Here is an 18,579-nt window from a genome sequence, read left to right on the forward strand (position 1 = left end):
AACCAACTTCGAGGCAGAGCAGGCCGGAAGGAACCACATGGCTGGGCAGCGCAACGGGCGTACGGTGCACGACCTGCGGCGGGAGAACCGCGCCGCCGTACTGCAGCGGCTGTACTTCGAGGGACCGATGAGCCGCTTCTCCCTCGGCCCCGCCACCGGGCTGAGTTCAGGTTCCATCAGCAATGTCGTCGCCGAGCTGGTGACGGAGGGGTGGGTGGAGGAGGCGGGCAGCGTGGAGTCCGACGGCGGCCGCCCGCGCACCCTGCTGCGGGTCGCGCCAGGGCGCGGCCGGCTGATCGGCGTGGACGTCGGCGAGACCCGCGTACGCGTCGAACTCTTCGACCTCTCCCTGTCCGAACTGGCCCGCGCCGAGCGCCCGTTGACCTTGAAGGACCACGACGTCGGCGGCATCGCGGAACTCATCCGCGACGGGATCGGCGAGGTGCTCGGCACCGCGGGCTGCACGGAGGAGGGGCTCCTCGGCGTCGGGATCGGCGTACCGGGAATCGTCGCGCGCGACGGCGAACTCGGCGCCGTCGTGCACGGACAGACCATCGGCTGGAACGCGGTCCCGCTGGAATCCCTGCTCCGGGAGCCGGGACGAGGGCCGTCCCATCTCCCCTCCTCCGTCCCGTACTTCATCGACAACGGCGCCAAGACCCTCGGGCAGGCCGAGATGTGGTTCGGCGCCGGGCGCGGGACGCACAACGCGGTGGTGGTCCTGTTCGGCTCGGGTGTCGGCGCGTGCGTCGTCACCGAGGACGTGGAGCAGGGCCGGGCCGTCGAATGGGGGCATCTGACCGTGCGCGTGCGGGGCAGGCGGTGCCGGTGCGGGGCCCTCGGCTGCCTGGAGGCGTACGCGGGGGCCGAGGCGCTGCTCGAACGGTGGCAGGAGGCGGGTGGACGCCCGCCCTCGGACACGGACGAGGAGAGCGCGCTCACCGCCCTGCTCGACGCCGCCTACCCGGAAGGCGGCGGCGCGGCCGATCCGACGGCCCTCGCGGTGCTGGAGGAGACCGCCGAGTACCTGGGCGCGGGCCTCGCCGACCTGATCAACCTCTTCCAGCCGGAGCGGATCCTCGTCGGCGGCTGGGCCGGGCTCCAGCTCGGGCAGCGCTTCCTGACCGCGGTGAAGCGCCACATCCCCACCTACGCGCTCTCCTACCCGGCGGGGCGGGTCACCATCGACCTGGGCCGCCTGGGCCCGGACGCGGTGACGGTGGGCGCCGCGACCCTGCCGCTGGCCGACTTCTTCGCCCGCGGCGGACGCCGGGCCGCACCGGTGCGCGAGGCGGAACTGCCGGGCTGGCAGACGGCGTTGGAGGGGCGACTGCCGTCCTAAGAGGTCCCTGTCCGGGAGCGGGCGGAGGCGGGACCCGGGCGGCGGTGACTCGTGTCGGGCCGGGTGCGGTCGCCATCGGCCGTCACGGCCTGCCGCAGGAGGGTCACGGCCTCCCTCGACGGCGAGTCCGGCTCGGTGACGGCGAGCACCAGGTGCTGGTCCTGCGCCTGGGGAAGGTGGAGGCTCTGCTGGGTGACGGTGAGGGTGCCGACGAGGGGATGGCGCATCTCGTAGCGGGCGAAGTCGCAGGGGTGCACCCGGTGACCGGTCCACATCGCGGCGAACTCCGGGCTTTTGACGGTCAGTTCACCGATGAGCGAGGTCAGGAGCGTGTCGTCGGGGTGGCGTCCGGCGACCATCCGCAGATTCTCCACGACGGCCTTGGCCTTCGCCGTCCAGTCGGCGTACAGGGCGCGGGTGTGGGGATCGAGGAAGAGCATCCTGGCGAGGTTTGGGCGCTCGGCCGGCGTCTCGGGGCTTTCGGGGCTCAGGTGCGCGGCGAAGAGCGCGTGGCCCAGGCGGTTCCAGGCGAGCACGTCGGTGCGCCGGCCGCTGACGAGGGCCGGGACGTCCTCCAGCGTGCTCAGGAGATGCAGGGTCGTGGTCCCCGCCTGCTCGGGCCGCGGCCTGCGGGCCGGGGTCCGCCGTCGGCCGGCGTCGGCGAGGTCGTGCAGATGCCGGCGCTCCGCCGCGTCGAGGCAGAGGGCCCGCGCGACGGCGTCCAGGATCTCCGGGGACGCCCCGACCGACTGGCCCTGCTCCAGCCTCGTGTAGTACGAGGCGCTGACCCCGGCGAGCAGCGCGAGCTCTTCCCTGCGCAGGCCGGTCACGCGGCGCCGGTCGCCGTAGTCCTTCAGGCCGACGTCCGCGGGGCGCAGCTGGGCGCGTCGCGCGTACAGGAAGTCGCCCAGTCGTCCGCGTTCACTCATGCCCTCCAGTCTGCATCGGCGCGCCCACGGCAGCCTGACCCTGTCCGGGGTAGGCAGCGGCGGGTCTGGCCGACCTGCGCGGACGCGACGACGGTGGTGTCCCTGAGCCCCGATTCCCGGCCATGGAGCACCCCGATGGAACAGATGAACACGACACGTCAGACGGACGAGACCGAGCAGCCCGAACGGCGCGAACGGCGCGACCTGACCGAACGGACCGAGCAGATTGAGCGAGGCGAGCAGATCGAGCAGATCGAGCTCGGCGACGTCACCGTCACGCGCGTCAAGGAGTACTACGGCCCCGTCGGCATGACGCCCGGCCAGTTCTTCCCCACCGTCCCTGAGAGCGCGTGGCGTGAGGACACCGCCTGGCACGCGCCCCACTTCCTCGATCCGCACACCGGCATCGTCAACTCCGCGGTCCAGAGCTGGCTGCTGCGCAGCGAAGGCAAGACCATCCTCGTCGACACCGGCGTCGGCAATCACAAGGAGCGCCCCTACTCCCCCGTGTGGAGCCACCTGCGTACCGGCTTCCTGGCCGATCTGGCGCGGGCGGGAGTCGCGCCCGAGGACGTCGACATCGTGATCAACACGCATCTGCACGTCGATCACGTGGGCTGGAACACCCGCCTGGAGGGGCGGAGTTGGGTTCCCACCTTCCCGAACGCCACCTATCTGCTGCCCAAGGACGACTACGACTTCTGGAACCCCGCGAACGGCCACGAGCCGCTGCTCGGCCGCGGCAACCAGAACGTCTTCGAGGACAGCGTCGCCCCCGTACAGGAGGCGGGGCAGGTGCAGCTGTGGGAAGGAAGCCACCGGATCGACGCCCGGCTGCGCCTCGACGCGGCGCCCGGTCACACCCCGGGATCGAGCGTGCTGACCCTGGTCAGCGGGACGGACCGCGCCGTCTTCGTCGGCGATCTGCTGCACAGCCCCGTCCAGCTCGTCGCCCCGGACCACAACAGCTGCTTCTGCGAGGACCCCGTCCGCGCACGCATCACGCGCCGCCGTGTCCTCGGCTGGGCCGCGGACCACAACGCGCTCGTCGTCCCCGCGCACCTGGGAGGTCACGGCGCCGCCGAGGTGGCGCGCTCGGGGAGTGGGTTCGCCGTCAAGGGGTGGGCGCCGTTCACGCCGTACGCGCGTGCGCAGTCGGAGCGGACAGCGAAGACATCGGACGCTGCGGACGCTGCGGACACTGCGGCGGCAGCTCGCGGGAACGAGAGCCGGGTGACGACGGCATGACCGCCGAGAGCCACAGCGCCAGTGACAGCGACAGCGACAGCGACAGCGACATCCGTACGGTGAACACGGCCCAAGGAGCGGTCGCCGGAGCCCGGCGGGAGGGTTTCACCGTCTTCCGCGGCATCCCGTACGCCGCGCCGCCGGTCCGCACCGGGCGCTTCGCCGCGCCGCGGCCGCATGCTCCCTGGAACGGCGTCCGGGACGCGACCGTGGCGGGGCCGACCGCGCCGCAGGCCGAGCGGAACCTGGACACCATCGACATGTCGCCTTACTTCGGTCCCGGCTGGATCCCGGGCGACGACTACCTCACGCTCGACGTCTGGGCACCCGATGTCACCGCACCCCGCGTGCAGGCCGCCCTGCCGGTCATGGTGTTCGTGCACGGCGGGGGCTTCGTGGCGGGATCGACCAAGGCGAGCCTGTACGACGGGACCGCTTTCGCGCGCAGCGGCGTGATTCTGGTGACCGTCAACTACCGCCTGGGGATCGGCGGTTTCCTCGACCTGCCCGGAGCGCCGCGCAACCGCGGCCTCCTCGACGTCCTCGCGGCCCTGCGCTGGGTACGGCAGAACATCGCCGCGTTCGGGGGCGACCCCGACCTGGTCACGCTGTTCGGCCAGTCCGCCGGTGCCACCCTCACGGGAGCCGTCGTCGCCGCGCCGGAGAGCAGGGGCCTCGTGCGGCGCGCCATCGTGCAGAGCGGCAGCGGTCTGGGCGCCTTCTCGCCCGAGCAGGCCGCCCGCGTGACGAAGGCGGCAGCGGCGGCCCTGGGCATCGCCCCTGATGCCCAGGCCTTCGAAGGCGTGCCCGACGCGCGTCTGGTGGAGGTGGCGGCCGGACTCGGCGGGATCGAGCTGCGGACCGCGTCCGCGTACGATCCGCTGGCGGGGCTCAGCCCCTTCAGCGTGGTCGCGGACCGGCAGCCCGCCGACGCGGTCGCCGCCGGGACCGGCGGCTCCGACATCGATCTGCTCGTCGGCACGAACGCCGAGGAGGGCAACCTCTACCTCGTCCCCTCCGGTGCCTACGCCGCATCGACGGCGGCCGACGTCCGGGCCGCGGCCGAGCGCTCCCACCCCGAGCCCGACCTGCTCGTCGACACCTACCGCACGGCCCACCCCGGGGCCTCTGCCGGGCAGTTGCGGTCCGCCGTCCTGGGGGACGCGCTGTTCGGCCGGGGAAGCTGGGCCCTGGCCGACGCGCATGCCGAGCGGTCGTCCGGCGCGACGTACAGCTATCGCTTCGACTGGCGCTCCCCGGCCTTCGGGGGGCTGCTCGGCGCCACCCACACGGTGGAGCTGCCCTTCGTCTTCGGGCTCGGTCCGGCCCGGCCACACGGTCCCGACACGCCGTTCGGCACCGGCGCTGTGCCGCCGGACCTGGCGTCACGCATGCAGGCCGCGTGGGTGCGTTTCGCGCGTTCCGGTGACCCCGGCTGGGCGCCGTACGACACGCGGCGCCGGGCCACGATGGTCATCGGGCCCCGCTGGGCGGTGCACGAGGACCTGCGCGGCGACGTGCGCCGGGCCTGGCAGCGGGCGGTGACCGGCGTGCGGGGAGGGCGGCAGGGGCGGTGACCGGCGTGAGGTGAGTGTGCCGGCGGGGGCGGAGGGCGCCTGCGGGTCGGGCGTCGGCACGTGTCTGCCGAAGGAACGGTATGAACTCATCGCTCGACCGGGCCGCCGCCTTCCTCTTCCCCGGGACCGAGGGCCACCACGGCGTGCTGCCCCCGCTCCTCGTCCTGCTGACCTTCGTGACCGGTCTGGTGGACGCCGTCAGTTATCTGGGCCTCGACCGCGTCTTCGTCGCCAACATGACCGGCAACGTGGTCTTCCTGGGCTTCGCGCTCGCCGGTGACGTACAGCTCTCGGCGACCGCTTCGCTCCTCGCGGCCGGTGCGTTCGTGGCGGGCGCGTGGCTCGGCGGGCGGATCGCGCCGCGGGTCGCGCGGCCGCTGCGGCTGTTCGCGCTGCTGGTCGGGGCGCACGCCGTGCTGGTGGCGGCGGCTCTGGTGCTCGACCTCGCCGTCGACGCCAAGCACGTTCTGATCGTGCTGCTCGCGCTCGGCATGGGCCTCCAGAACGCCGTCGTCGGCAAGCTCGCCGTACCGGATCTGACCACCACCGTCCTCACCCGCACGCTGACGGGTCTGGCCTCGGACCGGCTCGGCCCCGCGTCCGTCCGCAGGGCCGTGTCCGTCGCGGCGATGTTCGCCGGTGCTCTGGCGGGCGGGCTGTTGCAGCTCCGCCACGGCACGGCCGCCGCGCTCGCGCCCGCACTGGTGCTGCTCGCCGCCGTGACGCTGGCGGCGTCCCTGCCCGGCGCGAGCGCACCCCGCACGCCCTGACGGACTGGAGCCGCGCCGAGCCTGAGCCGCACCTGCGCCCCCGGCACCTCGCGCGTGCCGTACCCCTTACCGGGCGTCCCGCCCGTCGTGCCTGGCCTCCGCCCAGACCTCCGCTTGCGCCTCGGCCTCGGCCTCGCCCTCGACGAGCCGGGCGAGGTTCGCCAACGCCATGCGCGTTCCCGTCTCGTTGTCGGCGGCGGGCACGCTGTCCGGGATCCCTTCGTGCACGATCAGGACATCGGTCCCGCCGTCGGCGTCGGTGAGCGTGGTCGTCATCGTCATGGTGGTGCCCAAGGCGGCGTCCTCGGTCTCGAAGGCGAGCACCTCGACGACCTGCTCGTCCGGTACGAGCTTTGCGAAGTGGCCCTGGTACGTGTCGGTGTGCGAGGCCGACTTGCCGGTGCCCGACTGATCGTCGTAGGTGAGCGAGACTCGGAACCGGCCGCCCTCGCGGGCGTCGAAGGCGTGCACACGGCTGCTCATGCCGTCCGGGACGCGCCATCGCGCGATGGCGTCGGCGTCGACGAGCGCTCGGTAGACGGCCGCACGCGGGGCGTTCACATGCCCGGACACCTGTGTCGAGTACATGCGTCCCACTCTAGGACGCCGACCGCCCGGGACGTGGTCCCCGCCGGGAGCGGCCGCCTCGGGCCAGGGGCTCGACCGCGCCGGGCGGGACAGCACGAGGCCCGGCCGGGATGACACCGGCCGGGCCTCTGGGAAGCGTCAGGCGGCGGCCGGGGTGGCCTGCTCGCTGAGGCGGGAGACGACCTCGGTGAGGGAGGTGACCACCTCGGTGTCGTCGGCCGGGTGGAGCTCGGCGAAACGGGTCAGGGAGCCGGGGATGGACAGCTTGACGTCCTCGACGACCACACCGCCGGCGATGCCCGCGGCCTTACGGGCGTCGTCCTGCGCCCACACGCCGCCGTACTGGCCGAAGGCGGTGCCGACGACGGCGACCGGCTTGCCGGAGAGCGCACCGGCGCCGTACGGACGGGACAGCCAGTCGATCGCGTTCTTGAGCACGGCGGGCACGGTGCCGTTGTACTCGGGCGAGAAGAGCAGGAAGGCGTCGGCGCCGGCGGCGGCCTCGCGCAGGCGGGCCGCGGCGGCCGGGACGCCGCCCTCGACGTCGATGTCCTCGTTGTAGAACGGCACGTCCGCAAGGCCCTCGAACAGCTCGATGTCCACGCCCGCGGGCGCGTGCTTGGCGGCGGCCTCGGCGAGCTGACGGTTGTGCGAGCCGGCGCGGAGGCTGCCGACGAGGGCGACGATGCGTACAGACATGGCGGAACTCCTGAAAAGTGCGGACGGGACTCACATACGGAAGCGAATCAAGCGGACCGAGGTCCGTTTAAATGTGTACCACCTATTCGGACCGCGGTCCACTTATCGCCGTGAAGCGTTACGCTGCATTCATGAACGGCTCCGTTCCCTCACCCCTCCCCTCGCCCGAGAAAGCCGGCGGGCCGACCGAACTCTCTCTCACCCCGGTCGGTGAACCGCCGGCGCTCAGGGCCGACGCGGCCCGCAACCGCACCCGGCTCCTGGAAGCCGCATCGCAGCTCATGGCGGGGTGCGGTGCCGCGCAGCTGACCATGGACGCGGTGGCTGCGGCGGCCGGGGTCGGCAAAGGGACCGTCTTCCGGCGCTTCGGCGACCGCACCGGGCTCCTCGTGGCCCTGCTCGACCACCGCGAGCAGCAGCTCCAGGCCGCTTTCCTCTCCGGCCCGGCCCCGCTGGGCCCGGACGCCCCACCCCTGGAGCGCCTGCACGCCTTCGGGCCCGCCGTCATCCGCCACGAGCGGGACCACCAGGAGCTGATCCTGTCCTCGCGGACCGACCCGCTGCGCGCCTACAGCGTCCCGGCGAACCGGCTGCGGGTCACGCACGTCACGATGCTGCTGCGCCAGGCGGGCATCGCGGGCGACGCCGAGCTCCTCGCGCACACGCTGCTCGGCTCCATCGACAGCGTGCTCGTGCACCACCTGACCGTCGAGCGCGGCATTCCGCTGGACCGTCTGGACGCCGCGTGGCACGACCTCGTCACCCGGCTGGCGACGCACCCGCCCACACCGGCCTGATCCACCTGATCCACCTGACCGCGTGGCCCGCCGCCTCTACGGGGCCCGCACAGGAGAGCCGGTGCGCCTTCGCGGGGCGCTACACGCCGATCGCGCCGTCGATCCGCTCCCGCAGCAGGTCCGCGTGGCCGTTGTGGCGCGCGTACTCCTCGATCATGTGGAGGAGCACCCAGCGCAGCGACACCGTGCCGCGCCACCCGTCCTCGCCCTCGACGTCGAGGTCGGGCGCCTCGGCGACGAGGCGGTCGGCGAACGCCACCTCGGTGCGCCAGGCCTCCCAGGCCGCGGCGATGACGGCCGGTTCGGGGACGGCGCCGTCGAAGTCCTGGTCGGGATGCGCGTCCGAGCCGAAGAGCGGCGGTACGTCCTGACCGGCGAGGACCCGGCGGAACCAGCGGCGCTCCACGTCGGCGAGATGGCGGACCAGGCCCAGCAGCGAGAGCGTGGAAGGCTCCACGGACCGCCGGGCCAACTCACTTTCCAGGCCCGCACACTTCAGTTCGAGCGTCGTGCGCTGGGCCGCGAGGAAGTCGACGAGCATGCGGCGCTCGTCGCCGGTGGTGCGCCCGGCGAGCCGACCGTCCCGCTCTTCGTCGACGAACAGTTCCGCGCGTCTGCGTCCGCTGGTCATGGCCGCCATCCAACCCTGGGCGTGAGGTCCGGGGCCAGCCGTTATCGGGGGCGGCAGGGCCCGGCCGCCCCCGCCGTCAGGGCCTGGGGGTCATGCAGGCAGGCTCTGGCGGTCACGAGTCCCGGGGGTCACGCCGGTGTCGCGAGGAACTGCGTCGCCGCCAGTTCCCCGTACAGGGGGTCGCCCGCCACCAGCTCCTCGTGGGTGCCGGACGCGCGGACCCGCCCCGCGTCCATCACCACGATCCGGTCGGCCAGCGTGACCGTCGAGAGCCGGTGCGCCACCACGAGGACCGTCACCTCGCGGGAGACCTCGGCGACCACGTCCCGCAGGGCCAGTTCGTTCACCGCGTCCAGCTGCGAGGTCGCCTCGTCGAGGAGCAGGAGGCGTGGCTTGCGCAGGAGGGCCCGCGCGATCGCCACGCGCTGGCGTTCGCCGCCCGACAGCTGGGATCCGCGGTGTCCGACCAGCGTCTCCAGACCGTCCGGCAACCGGTCGACCAGGGTGTCGAGCCGGGCGCGTACGAGAACGTCCCGGATCTCGGCGTCGGACGCGCCGGGCGCTCCGAACAGGAGGTTCTCGCGCAGGGTCCCGGCCAGGACGGGCGCGTCCTGCTCCACGTAGCCGATGACGGAACGCAGTTCGGCGAGCGGCCACTCCCGCACGTCACGGCCGTCGACCAGGACGCGGCCACCCGTGGCGTCGTAGAAGCGCTCCAACAGGCCGAAGACGGTGGTCTTGCCCGCGCCCGAGGGGCCCACGAAGGCCGTCATGCCGGGGCCCGGAATCGCGAAGCTCACGCCGTGATGGACGTAGGGCAGGGCGTCCCGGTAGCGGAAGGTCACGTCCTCGAAGGCGACGGCGGCGGGACCTTGCCGTCCCGTGGGCCGCCCCGTGTGCGGTCCCGCGTGCGGTACGGGTCCGGCGACGTCCTCCGTCTCCAGCCGTTCGGCCCGTACGATCCGCGCGATGGCCGCGGAGCCGACCTGGTACTGCGAGACGCCCTCGACGAGCCGGGAGACCGGGTCGATCAGGTAGAAGAGGAAGAGCAGGAAGGCCACGAGCGTCGAGACCGAGATGGCGCCGGACGCGACGCGGGCACCGCCGATGCCCAGGACGGCGAGGAAGGAGACCTGGACGGCGAAGCCGACCGAACTCCACGCCGCGGCCTGCCACTTGGCGGACCGCACGCCGTGCCGCCAGGCCTCCCGCGCGGCGGCCTGCACGGCGGCGGTCTCACGCTCCTCGGCGCCGGACGCCTTGAGCGTGCGGAACGCGCCGAACGCCCGCTCCAGTGCGGTCGAGATCGTGCCGACCGCTTCCTGGGCCCGCTCCGTCGCCCGCGCGATCTTCGGCATCACCAGGGCCACCACGCCGCCGATGAGCACGATCACGCCGAGGGTGACGCCGAGCAGGACGGCGTCCATGAGGCCCATCATCACGATCGTCGCGACGAAGGTCAGTCCGCCCGCGACGGCCGACACCACGGACTGCGTGGTGACCGCGCGCAGCAGGGTCGTGTCCGAGGTGATCCGGGACATCAGATCGCCGGGCTGGGTGCGCTCCACTTCCGGCAGGCGCAGCCGCAGCAGCCGTCCGATCAGGGTGCGGCGGGCCGCGAGCACCACGGATTCCGCGGTGCGTTCGAGGACGTACGCGCCGACGGATTCGATGGCGGTGCCGAGCACCACGAGCGCGGTGAGCAGGAGGATGATCCCGGCGATCGAGTCGTCGCTGCCGAGCCTGTCCACCAGGGCTTTCGCGGCCAGCGGCTGGGCGAGGCCGGTCGCGGCGCCGATGAGCGTGCACAGGGCGCCGAGCGCGACGACCCAGCGGTGGGGCCGGAAGTAGCGGTACAGCGCCCGCCAGGTCTCACCGGCGGAGAGCCGCTCCGGGGCGGGGCTTCCTGGGGTCGGTCGCTCGGGGATCTCGCGTGCGGGGGCCGGCCGCCCGGGGATCTCGCGCGCGGGGGTCGGTCGCTCGACGGCGGACTGATCGGGGCCCGGCGTATCGAGGCCCGGTTGATCGAGGGCCGGCTGGTCGCGGCCCGGCTGCTGCGGCTCGTTCTCGGTCACGTCGGACAGGACGCCGTGGACGGCGGATCTGCCTGACTGGTCCGCCCCGCCCGATGCGCCCGGCGGGCCCGACCGCCCCGCTGCTCTTCCCGACCGACCGACCGGTTCTCCGCCCCGTAACTCAGACCGGGGCACGGAGTTAGAGGATCTGTCGAATTCATTGCAGTGACGATTCTGCACGGCAGTGTGGCGCGGGGCGGGCGGCAGGGCTCGCGGCGTGGAAGGGCCCGAGCGTGAAGGGGATGACGGGGCGAGTGCATGGGCACGGGGGTGGCCTGATGGGCCGGGCGGCGGAATTGGCGGCACTGCGGCGTCTGCTGGCCCAGAGCAGACTGGTGACGGTGACGGGCGGCGCGGGCGTCGGCAAGAGCACCCTGGCGGCGCACGCCGCGGCGGCCGTGGGCGGCCAGCTGCCGGACGGCGTCGTCATCGTCCGCTGGTGGGACGGCGGTCCCGCGCGAGGCCGGTCGGCGGCGCGGGCGGTGGTCGATGCCATGGACGGAGAAGCGGGCGGGGGCGAGCAGGGACCGCCCCCTGACAGAGGCCGGCAGCGGCTCGGGGAGCGGGAGCTCGTTGCCCGGCTCCGAGAGCGTCGCGTGCTCGTGGTGCTCGACGACTTCGATCCCGTACGAGAGGAGTGCGTACGTCTCGTGCAGGCTCTGCTGCTGTGCGCGCCCGGCGTGCGGATGCTCGCCACGGGGCGGCAACCGCTGGGCCTGGGGCAGGAGTTGGTGCTGCACCTCAAGCCGCTGGCCGTCGGCATGCCGGGAGCGGAGGATCAACCTGGGCCCGCGGTGCGGCTGTTCCTGGAGCGGGCGCACGGTGTCCGCCGCAGGGCACGGGCGGAGGACGCCTGGTCGGCGACCACGGCTGCGCCACCGGGCGGGCCCCCAAGAGGGTCTTCGGGCGGGTCCCCCGGCGAGTCTTCGGGCGGGCCCCCGGGTGAGTCATCGGTCGAGTCATCGGGCAAGCCCCCAGCCGACTCCCCGCGTGAAACCCAGAGCGGCGCCCCGGTCGAACCCCAAGCCGACTCCCCGCGCGAAACCCCAGGCGGCCCCCCGGACGACCCCCCTCCCCCCACTCCCGACGAAGCAGAACTCCGCGCCGTGAGCGACATCTGCGCCCAGCTGGAAGGCGTACCGCTCGCGGTGGAGTTGGCCGCCGCGCAGACCGACCGGCATCCGCCCGTGCAGCTCGCCCGGATGCTGCGGCCCACCCAGGGGTGGCTCGGCAGGCCGGAGGCCCCCTTGCGGCGGCACCGGTCCTTACGGGCCGCCGTGGGGGCGAGTTACGCGTTGTGCGGGCAGGCCGAGCGCAGCGTCTGGGCGCGGCTCAGCGTCTTCACGGGCGAGTTCGACGAGGACGCCGCCGTGTTCGTGTGCGCGGGCGGCGGGCTCGACCCGGAGCTGGTGGCGTCCTGCCTGGCCCGCCTGGTCCTGGCCTCGGTGCTCGAACCGGTGCGTGACCCCGGCGGTGTGCTGCAACCCCGCTACCGGCTCCCGGCCGCCGCCCGCGGCTTCGGCGCCGAACGTCTCGAATCCGTGGGCGAGTCCGCCGCGGCGGCCACCCGCCACCTCACCTGGTACCGCACCGTCGCCTCCCGCGCCCATCAGCTGTGGAGCACCGGACGGCACGAGCAGGCGACCCTGCTGCTGCGCGACGAGGAGCCGGACCTGCGGACCGCTCTGGAGCGGGGTCCGCGCACCGCCGATCAGGGCGCGACCGCCCTCGGCATGGTCGTGGACCTGTGGTTCTGGTGGGCGGTGTGCGGGCACGCCGCCGAGGGACGCGAGCATCTGCGGCGGCTGCTCCCCCTGGGCCGGGCGGACACCCCGGGGTGCGGGCAGGCCCTGTGGCTGGCCGGCTGGCTCGCCGCCTGCACGGACGCACCCGAGGCGGAGGAACTTCTCGGCCGGGCCTGGCGCGTGGCCATGCTCTCCGGCGACGACGCGACCATCGGCCGGGTCGCCCACGTACAAGGCGTCATCGCACTGCGCAACGGCGAGACCGAACGCGCCATCGAGCATCTGCGGGAAGCGGCCCACACCGTCCCCACCCACGCCGACCACGGGCCGCCCGCCGCGGTCAGCTGGGCGGAGCTCGCCGTGGCGCAGGTGCGTGTCCGACCGGCCGACGCGCTGCACAGCGTCCGCCGTGCGTCGGCCGGCACACAGACCCGGCACGACATATGGACGCGCGCCATGACGCAGTACGCACATGCGCTCGTCGAGCATCTGCGCGGTCGGCGCAGCCGGGCGTGGCGCCGCGCGCACAAGGCGCTCGCGGGGGTCGTCTCCGTGGCGGGGCCGGTCGGCACCGCTCCGGTCACGCAGCTGATCACCGCGATCGAACACGGCCCGGCGTTCGGCGGTGTCGAGTGGGCCCCTCCGTGCGGGTGGGACCCGCCGGGGACTTGAGGCACTTGGGTCAAATTCCGTAAAAGACCTTAATCATCTGATTCGTTCATCTTCCTGCGGTCTACACATGGTTCATCCAGGAAGCGAGCGAACGGAGCGAGCATGCACTCGGTCGGCCGAAGGCGCGCGCTGGGGCTGGGACTTGCGGTGACGGCGGGCGTGGGTCTTGCCGGGTGCGGCGGCAAGGAGCGCGCGGCCGAGGATTCCGCGTCCTCGTCGCCGTCCGGCGGGAGGCAGGGGAACGGGCGCGAGGGCGAAGGCGGCGGCGGGCACGGCGCGCAGCGGGAGCAGACGAAGGCGAGACCGATCGGCGACGGCTCGACGGCGTACACGGGCAAGCAGCCGCGTCAGCCGAGCGAGCCCGTACCGCTGGAGCCGGGCGAGACGCCTCCGCAGTTCGTGGTCTTCTCCTGGGACGGCGCGGGCGAGGTCGGCAACGGTCTGTTCCCGCGTTTCCTCAAGCTGGCCGAGGAGCACGACGCGCGCATGACGTTCTTCCTCTCCGGGCTCTATCTCCTGCCCGAGTCGAAGAAGCGGCTCTACCGGCCGCCGAACAACGCGGTCGGCGCGTCCGACATCGGCTATCTGACCGACGGTCACATCAGGGAGACGCTGACGTACGTCCGCCGGGCCTGGCTCGAGGGCCATGAGATCGGCACGCACTTCAACGGGCATTTCTGCACGGGGACCGGCAGCGTCGCGAACTGGACGCCCGCGCAGTGGCACAGCGAGATCGACCAGGCCACCGCCTTCGTGAAGGAATGGCGCACGAACACCGGCTGGACCGATCTGGCGTCGCTGCCTTTCGACTACGACAAGGAACTCGTCGGCGGCCGCACACCCTGTCTGCTCGGCCAGAACAACCTGCTGCCGGTCGCCCGCGAGCGGGGCTGGCGCTACGACTCCTCGTCGCCCGGCGGCATGCAGCGCTGGCCGGAGAAAAGGCATGGGGTGTGGGATCTGCCGCTCCAGCAGATCCCGTTCCCCGGGCACTCCTTCGAGGTCCTGTCCATGGACTACAACGTCCTGGCCAACCAGTCGAAGAACTCCACCCGTGCCCCCTCGTACCGCTATCCCGGCTGGCGCAGCCAGGCGACCCGGTCCTACCTCGCCGGTTTCCGGCGGGCGTACGAGACGAACCGCGCCCCTTACTTCATCGGCAACCACTTCGAGGAGTGGAACGGCGGCATCTACATGGACGCCGTCGAGGAAGCCCTCAAGGCGATGGCCGGAGAGAAGGACGTGCGTCTCGTCTCCTTCCGGCAGTTCGTGGACTGGCTCGACGTCCAGGACCCCGAGGTCCTGGCCAAGCTGCGGGGGCTCCAAGTGGGCGAGCGGCCCGCAGGCGGCTGGAAAAGCTTTCTCGGCCGAGCGGCCGGGCGAGGAAACACCACAGAGATGGAGAAGGAACGTTGACCGTTGACCGGTTGAAGCTGAAGTACGCATCGGTGAAGTACGTGTCGGTGGCGGGCATCGCGGCCCTCGCCGTGCTGGCGGGCCCCGCCGTGGCGGGAGTCGGCGCCGTGACCCCGCACGGTGGGGACGCGCCGGCCCCCGCCGCGACCGCGGCTCCGCGGCCGACACTCACGGCCAAGTCGACCGTGGCCGGCGTGCGGGCCTGGCACGACTTCCGCATCTACGGGGTCGCCCACCACATGCGCGCCGGAACGCGCGTCACGCTCCAGCAGAAGCAGGGCAAGCGCTGGGTGTCCCTTCCCGCGTCGGTGTACACCGCGCGCAACGGGGCGTACAACATGCGGGTCAAGCTGGGCCTCAAGGGCCGCAACTCCCTGCGCATCGTGGGCGGCGGCGCCATCTCGCCCGTCGTCTACGTGACGGTGCGCTGAGCCCGGGCCGGCGGACCGACCGGCGCGACGAGGTGGGCCCTTCCGCTGGGCGGGAGGGCCCACGCGCACGCCGGGACGCCCGGCCCGGTCAGTCGGCGGTCCTCTTCCCGAGACCGGTGCGCGGGGCGAGCGCGAGCACGCCGACCTTGCCCGTGTGGCGATTGGCCTGGACGAGCCGGGCGGCCTCTGCGGTGTCCTGGAGGTCGTACGTCACCGACAGGGCGGGCCGGATGTGCCCGAGGTCCAGGAGGCGGGCCACCGCGGCCTGTTCCTGGAGGTTGGCCCCGTGGCTGCCGATGACGCGCTTGAGGCGCATCCAGAGGTAGCGGTTGTCGAACTCGTGGAGATAGCCGGTGCTCGATCCGCAGGTCACGACGGCGCCGCCCCGGCGGACCACGAACACCGAGACGCCGAAGGTCGCCCGCCCGACGTGCTCGAACACGATGTGCGGGTCCTCCCCCACGGCGGCGCGTATGCGCTTGCCGAGCCGTTTGCCGACGGCCGCCGGATCGGCCGGAGCGGCTCCGGTCAGACCGATCTCGGCCCGGTTGATCACCGCGTGGCAGCCGAAGGCGCGGGCGCGCTCCGCCTTCTCCTCGCTGCCGACCACGCCCACCGCGATGCCGCCGCCGTTGCGGACGAGCTGCGCCGCGTACGCGCCGAGACCGCCCGCCGCGCCCCAGATCAGCACGATGTCGCCCTGGGTCATCCGCGCCCCGCGGTCGCTGACCAGCATGCGGTAGGCGGTGCCCGCGCACAGCGGGTTGCCGGCCGCCTCCTCCCAGGTCAGCCGGTCCGACTTGGGCAGGAGCTGGCTGGCGCGGGCCACGCAGTAGTGGGCGAGGCCGCCGAAGTTGGTCTCGAAGCCCCAGGCCAGCTGGCCGTCGCCGAGCATGCCGTCGGCGTGGGTCGCCGGCTCCTCGTCGTCGACGTAGGCGGGGGTGACCACGACCTCGTCGCCGATGTTCCAGCGACGCACCCCGGAGCCGGTACGGACGATCACGCCGGCCGCGTCCGAGCCCACCACGTGATACGGCTGATCGTGCCGCGCGGCCCATCCTCCTTTCGCGCCGAAATGCCGCAGAAAGGAGAAGGTGGATAATGGCTCGAACATCGCGGACCACACGGTGTTGTAATTGATCCCGCTCGCCATGACGGCCACCAGGACTTCGTCGGGGGCGAGTTCGGGCATGGGCACGGAGCCGACGTGGAGCGTCTTTCGGACATCTTTGTCCGCCACCCCCGTGAAACTCTCCACATCCTCCCTCCGCAGATGCGCGGCGGTGAATTCGGCGGGCACGGGAAGCCGGCGCAGTTCGTCCGCGCCGGCTCCCGCGACGACTGCCTCTGCGAGCACATCCATGAGGTTCCTCCCTCGACTTTCCAATGGGTGGGCCAATGACCGAGATTGATCCGGTGCGGGGTACATCGGTGCGGATGCGGGTCGGCGGATACCGGTGGTCGCGGATTCATACAGTGCGCGCGACGCTCTCCACATACAAGCCGATCGGCGTCGATTCATCAGGATCGCTAATCGACCACCACCCCTGTCATCACTTTCCGAGTAGAGACCTCGCCAATTCCGTCGCTAATGTCCGGCTCACCCGCACTGGAAGGTGAGAGAATCCCATGGCAGAAGAGAGCGCGAACGCCGCTTGGGGCGAACGGATGGGCACAGCCGACCGGGTCGTCGTGGGGGTGTTCGTCGGAATTCCCTTTGTCGCGGTGATCGCTTCCGTCGTCGTGCTGTGGGGATGGGGCGTCACCTGGCACGACCTGGTGATCGGCGCGGTGATGTACGCCGTCGCCGTGCACGGCATCACCATCGGCTATCACCGCCTGTTCACGCACAAGGCGTTCAAGGCCGCCCGCCCCCTCAAGATCGCGCTGGCCGTGGCCGGGACGCTGGCCGTCGAGGGCGACGCGATCACCTGGTGCGCCGATCACCGCCGCCACCACCAGTTCGCCGACCAGCCCGGGGACCCGCACTCCCCCTGGCGCTTCGGCACCTCGCTACGCGCCTTGCTCAAGGGCATGGCGTGGGCACACGTCGGCTGGACGTTCAACAACGACAAGACCAACAAGGAGCGGTACGTCCCTGACCTCCTGGCCGACCGCGACCTGGTCCTGGTGGCGCGCTGGCAGCCGCTGATCGTGCTGTTCTCCTTCGGTGCGCCCGCCGTGGCGGGAGGCCTCTGGGGCGAGGGCGCCTGGGATTCCGGCGCCGCGTGGTCCGCCTTCTTCTGGGCGGGTCTGGTCCGCATCGGTCTGCTCCACCACGTCACCTGGTCGATCAACTCGATCTGCCACATCAGCGGGGACCGCCCCTTCCGCGTACGCGACCGCTCGGGCAATGTGTGGTGGCTCGCGCCGCTGTCCGGCGGGGAGTCCTGGCACAACCTCCACCACGCCGACCCGACGTCCGCCCGGCACGGCGTGCTGCGCGGCCAGCTCGACTCCAGCGCCCGTCTGATCCGCCTCTTCGAGCTGGCCTCCTGGGCCAGCGCCGTGCGCTGGCCGGACGAGCGGAGGCTGGCCCGTCTGTCCGCGGACGTCAGGACGTCCGCGGGGGAAGCCCAAGGCCCGCCGCCAGCGTCGGCCAGGAGGCCTTGAACTCCCGCTGCCAGGACGGCCAGGCGTGCGAGCCGCCGCGGTAGAAGTTGACCGTCGCCGGGACACCGGCGCGCTCCAGCTGCCGGGTGAAACCGTGCGCCTGGTTCCACAGCGTGCCCTCCAGGACCGCCCCTTCGAGGTTGCCGAAGTCGCTGCTGGGGATGCCGCTGCCCTGGGAGACGTAGAGCCGCGTCCCCGCCAGGTGCTCGGCGAGGGCCGCCGGGTTGTGGCGGTTCCAGTTCGCGCGGTGCAGGAAGGGGCTGCCCCACAGGGCCGAGGGGAGCTGGAGCTCCCGGGCGACGATGGCGTTCATGACCGTCGGCATGCCGAGGGCGGTGGTGTCCAGGACCCCGCTGTACGAGGCCGCCGCGCCGAAGGTGCCGGGGTGCCGGGCGGCGAACGCCATGGCGCCGTAGCCGCCGGTGGAGACTCCGGCGACGGCGCGGGTGCCGTTCGCCCGGTAGGTGTCGCGCAGCAGCCCGCTCAGCTCCTCCACCTGGAAGGCCTCGTAGTCGGGTGCGGTGGCGCTGCCGTGGTTCCACCAGTCGGTGGGGATGCCGGTGGGGCCCGACGCCGGGATCACCGTGATGACGTCCTTGTCGGCCAGGAACTCCTCGACGTCCGTCTCGCGGGTCCAGGAGGTGTAGTCGTCGTGGGCGCCCTGGAGGAGATAGAGCACGGGCCAGGTGCGCTGCGGCTGCTCGGCGAAGCGGGCCGGCAGGATGACCCGCACGGGGAGCTGCTTGCCCACGGCGGGTGAGTCCACGGTGAGGTCGACGGTGCGCGCGTCGAGCCACTTCTCGCCGACGACCCGCGGCCCTTCGGCGGCCCGGGGAGCCGATGGAGCCGCGGCCGGGGACGGGGTGGGCGCGCCCAGGGCGGTCGAGGTGCCCAGGGCTCCGCCGGTGGCGAGGAGCGCGGTGGCCGCGGCGACGGCGGCGAGTTTCTTGCGTGGTCTGCGGTGCTTCTGCGGCATCAGGGGTTCCTCTTTCTCGGGCGGGCGGGCGGGTGCGCGGGCGCAGGCGCGGGTGCGTGAGCAGGTGGGC

At 72.6% G+C, this 18,579-nt stretch carries 16 protein-coding genes; 9 read left to right on the plus strand and 7 right to left on the minus strand.

Features of this window, described 5'->3' with window-relative positions:
* Nucleotides 1-37: 37 nt before the first annotated feature.
* The gene (locus tag QBL25_RS05275; RefSeq protein ID WP_409055802.1) at nt 38-1,342 is read left to right on the plus strand and encodes an ROK family protein; all 1,305 of its coding nucleotides are present in this window, start codon (nt 38-40) and stop codon (nt 1,340-1,342) included.
* On the opposite strand, the gene QBL25_RS05280 is transcribed toward QBL25_RS05275, so the two are convergent.
* The gene (locus tag QBL25_RS05280; protein ID WP_409055803.1) at nt 1,339-2,271 is read right to left on the minus strand and encodes a helix-turn-helix transcriptional regulator; all 933 of its coding nucleotides are present in this window, start codon (nt 2,269-2,271) and stop codon (nt 1,339-1,341) included. The genes QBL25_RS05275 and QBL25_RS05280 overlap by 4 nt on opposite strands.
* A gap of 243 nt (nt 2,272-2,514) precedes the next feature.
* Between QBL25_RS05280 and QBL25_RS05285 the strand changes: the two genes are divergently transcribed.
* The 3 genes from QBL25_RS05285 (at nt 2,515) to QBL25_RS05295 (ending at nt 5,866) form a co-directional block, all read left to right on the plus strand.
* The gene (locus QBL25_RS05285; RefSeq protein WP_409062555.1) at nt 2,515-3,519 is read left to right on the plus strand and encodes an MBL fold metallo-hydrolase; all 1,005 of its coding nucleotides are present in this window, start codon (nt 2,515-2,517) and stop codon (nt 3,517-3,519) included.
* Nucleotides 3,516-5,096 (plus strand): carboxylesterase/lipase family protein, encoded by a 1,581-nt coding sequence (locus tag QBL25_RS05290; RefSeq protein ID WP_409055804.1) that lies wholly within the window; start codon nt 3,516-3,518, stop codon nt 5,094-5,096. Before QBL25_RS05285 ends, QBL25_RS05290 begins: the two co-directional genes overlap by 4 nt.
* An 80-nt stretch (nt 5,097-5,176) precedes the next feature.
* Complete coding sequence (locus tag QBL25_RS05295; protein ID WP_409055805.1) at nt 5,177-5,866, plus strand: YoaK family protein; 690 nt, start codon at nt 5,177-5,179, stop codon at nt 5,864-5,866.
* Nucleotides 5,867-5,932: 66 nt separating this feature from the next.
* On the opposite strand, the gene QBL25_RS05300 is transcribed toward QBL25_RS05295, so the two are convergent.
* Entirely contained in the window at nt 5,933-6,454 is a 522-nt protein-coding gene (locus QBL25_RS05300; protein WP_409055806.1) for an SRPBCC domain-containing protein, read from the minus strand.
* Between the two features lie 138 nt (nt 6,455-6,592).
* Nucleotides 6,593-7,153, minus strand: coding sequence for an NAD(P)H-dependent oxidoreductase (locus tag QBL25_RS05305; RefSeq protein WP_409055807.1), 561 nt, complete (start codon nt 7,151-7,153; stop codon nt 6,593-6,595).
* 131 nt (nt 7,154-7,284) lie between these two features.
* On the opposite strand from QBL25_RS05305, the gene QBL25_RS05310 reads away from it, so the two are divergent.
* Nucleotides 7,285-7,950: a TetR/AcrR family transcriptional regulator gene (locus QBL25_RS05310; protein WP_409055808.1), complete on the plus strand. Its 666-nt coding sequence runs from the start codon at nt 7,285-7,287 to the stop codon at nt 7,948-7,950.
* A 79-nt stretch (nt 7,951-8,029) separates the two neighbouring features.
* Here the strand turns inward: QBL25_RS05310 and QBL25_RS05315 are convergent, their stop codons facing one another.
* Nucleotides 8,030-8,581 carry a DinB family protein gene (locus QBL25_RS05315; protein WP_409055809.1) on the minus strand — a complete coding sequence of 184 codons (552 nt, stop codon included), beginning with the start codon at nt 8,579-8,581 and terminating at the stop codon, nt 8,030-8,032.
* Between the two features lie 128 nt (nt 8,582-8,709).
* A complete protein-coding gene (locus tag QBL25_RS05320; protein WP_409062556.1) occupies nt 8,710-10,509 on the minus strand; it encodes an ABC transporter ATP-binding protein in 1,800 nt (599 codons plus the stop codon).
* A gap of 389 nt (nt 10,510-10,898) precedes the next feature.
* Here QBL25_RS05320 and QBL25_RS05325 point away from each other — a divergent pair, with 389 nt between their 5' ends.
* The 3 genes from QBL25_RS05325 to QBL25_RS05335 all read left to right on the plus strand — a co-directional run bounded on the left by QBL25_RS05325 (nt 10,899) and on the right by QBL25_RS05335 (nt 14,920).
* The gene (locus QBL25_RS05325) at nt 10,899-13,073 is read left to right on the plus strand and encodes an ATP-binding protein (RefSeq protein ID WP_409055810.1); all 2,175 of its coding nucleotides are present in this window, start codon (nt 10,899-10,901) and stop codon (nt 13,071-13,073) included.
* 102 nt (nt 13,074-13,175) lie between these two features.
* The gene (locus tag QBL25_RS05330; RefSeq protein ID WP_409055811.1) at nt 13,176-14,489 is read left to right on the plus strand and encodes a hypothetical protein; all 1,314 of its coding nucleotides are present in this window, start codon (nt 13,176-13,178) and stop codon (nt 14,487-14,489) included.
* On the plus strand, nt 14,486-14,920 hold the full coding sequence (locus QBL25_RS05335; protein ID WP_409055812.1) for a hypothetical protein: 435 nt from the start codon (nt 14,486-14,488) through the stop codon (nt 14,918-14,920). Before QBL25_RS05330 ends, QBL25_RS05335 begins: the two co-directional genes overlap by 4 nt.
* Nucleotides 14,921-15,008: 88 nt before the next feature.
* Here the strand turns inward: QBL25_RS05335 and ccrA are convergent, their stop codons facing one another.
* A complete protein-coding gene (gene ccrA, locus QBL25_RS05340; RefSeq protein ID WP_409055813.1) occupies nt 15,009-16,283 on the minus strand; it encodes a crotonyl-CoA carboxylase/reductase in 1,275 nt (424 codons plus the stop codon).
* A 266-nt stretch (nt 16,284-16,549) separates the two neighbouring features.
* On the opposite strand from ccrA, the gene QBL25_RS05345 reads away from it, so the two are divergent.
* Nucleotides 16,550-17,533 carry an acyl-CoA desaturase gene (locus QBL25_RS05345; RefSeq protein WP_409055814.1) on the plus strand — a complete coding sequence of 328 codons (984 nt, stop codon included), beginning with the start codon at nt 16,550-16,552 and terminating at the stop codon, nt 17,531-17,533.
* On the opposite strand, the gene QBL25_RS05350 is transcribed toward QBL25_RS05345, so the two are convergent.
* Complete coding sequence (locus QBL25_RS05350; RefSeq protein ID WP_409055815.1) at nt 17,475-18,509, minus strand: alpha/beta hydrolase; 1,035 nt, start codon at nt 18,507-18,509, stop codon at nt 17,475-17,477. The genes QBL25_RS05345 and QBL25_RS05350 overlap by 59 nt on opposite strands.
* Between the last annotated feature and the right edge of the window lie 70 nt (nt 18,510-18,579).

Origin of the sequence: Streptomyces sp. SYP-A7185, from assembly GCF_046103685.1 — a bacterium.
Taxonomy (GTDB): domain Bacteria; phylum Actinomycetota; class Actinomycetes; order Streptomycetales; family Streptomycetaceae; genus Streptomyces.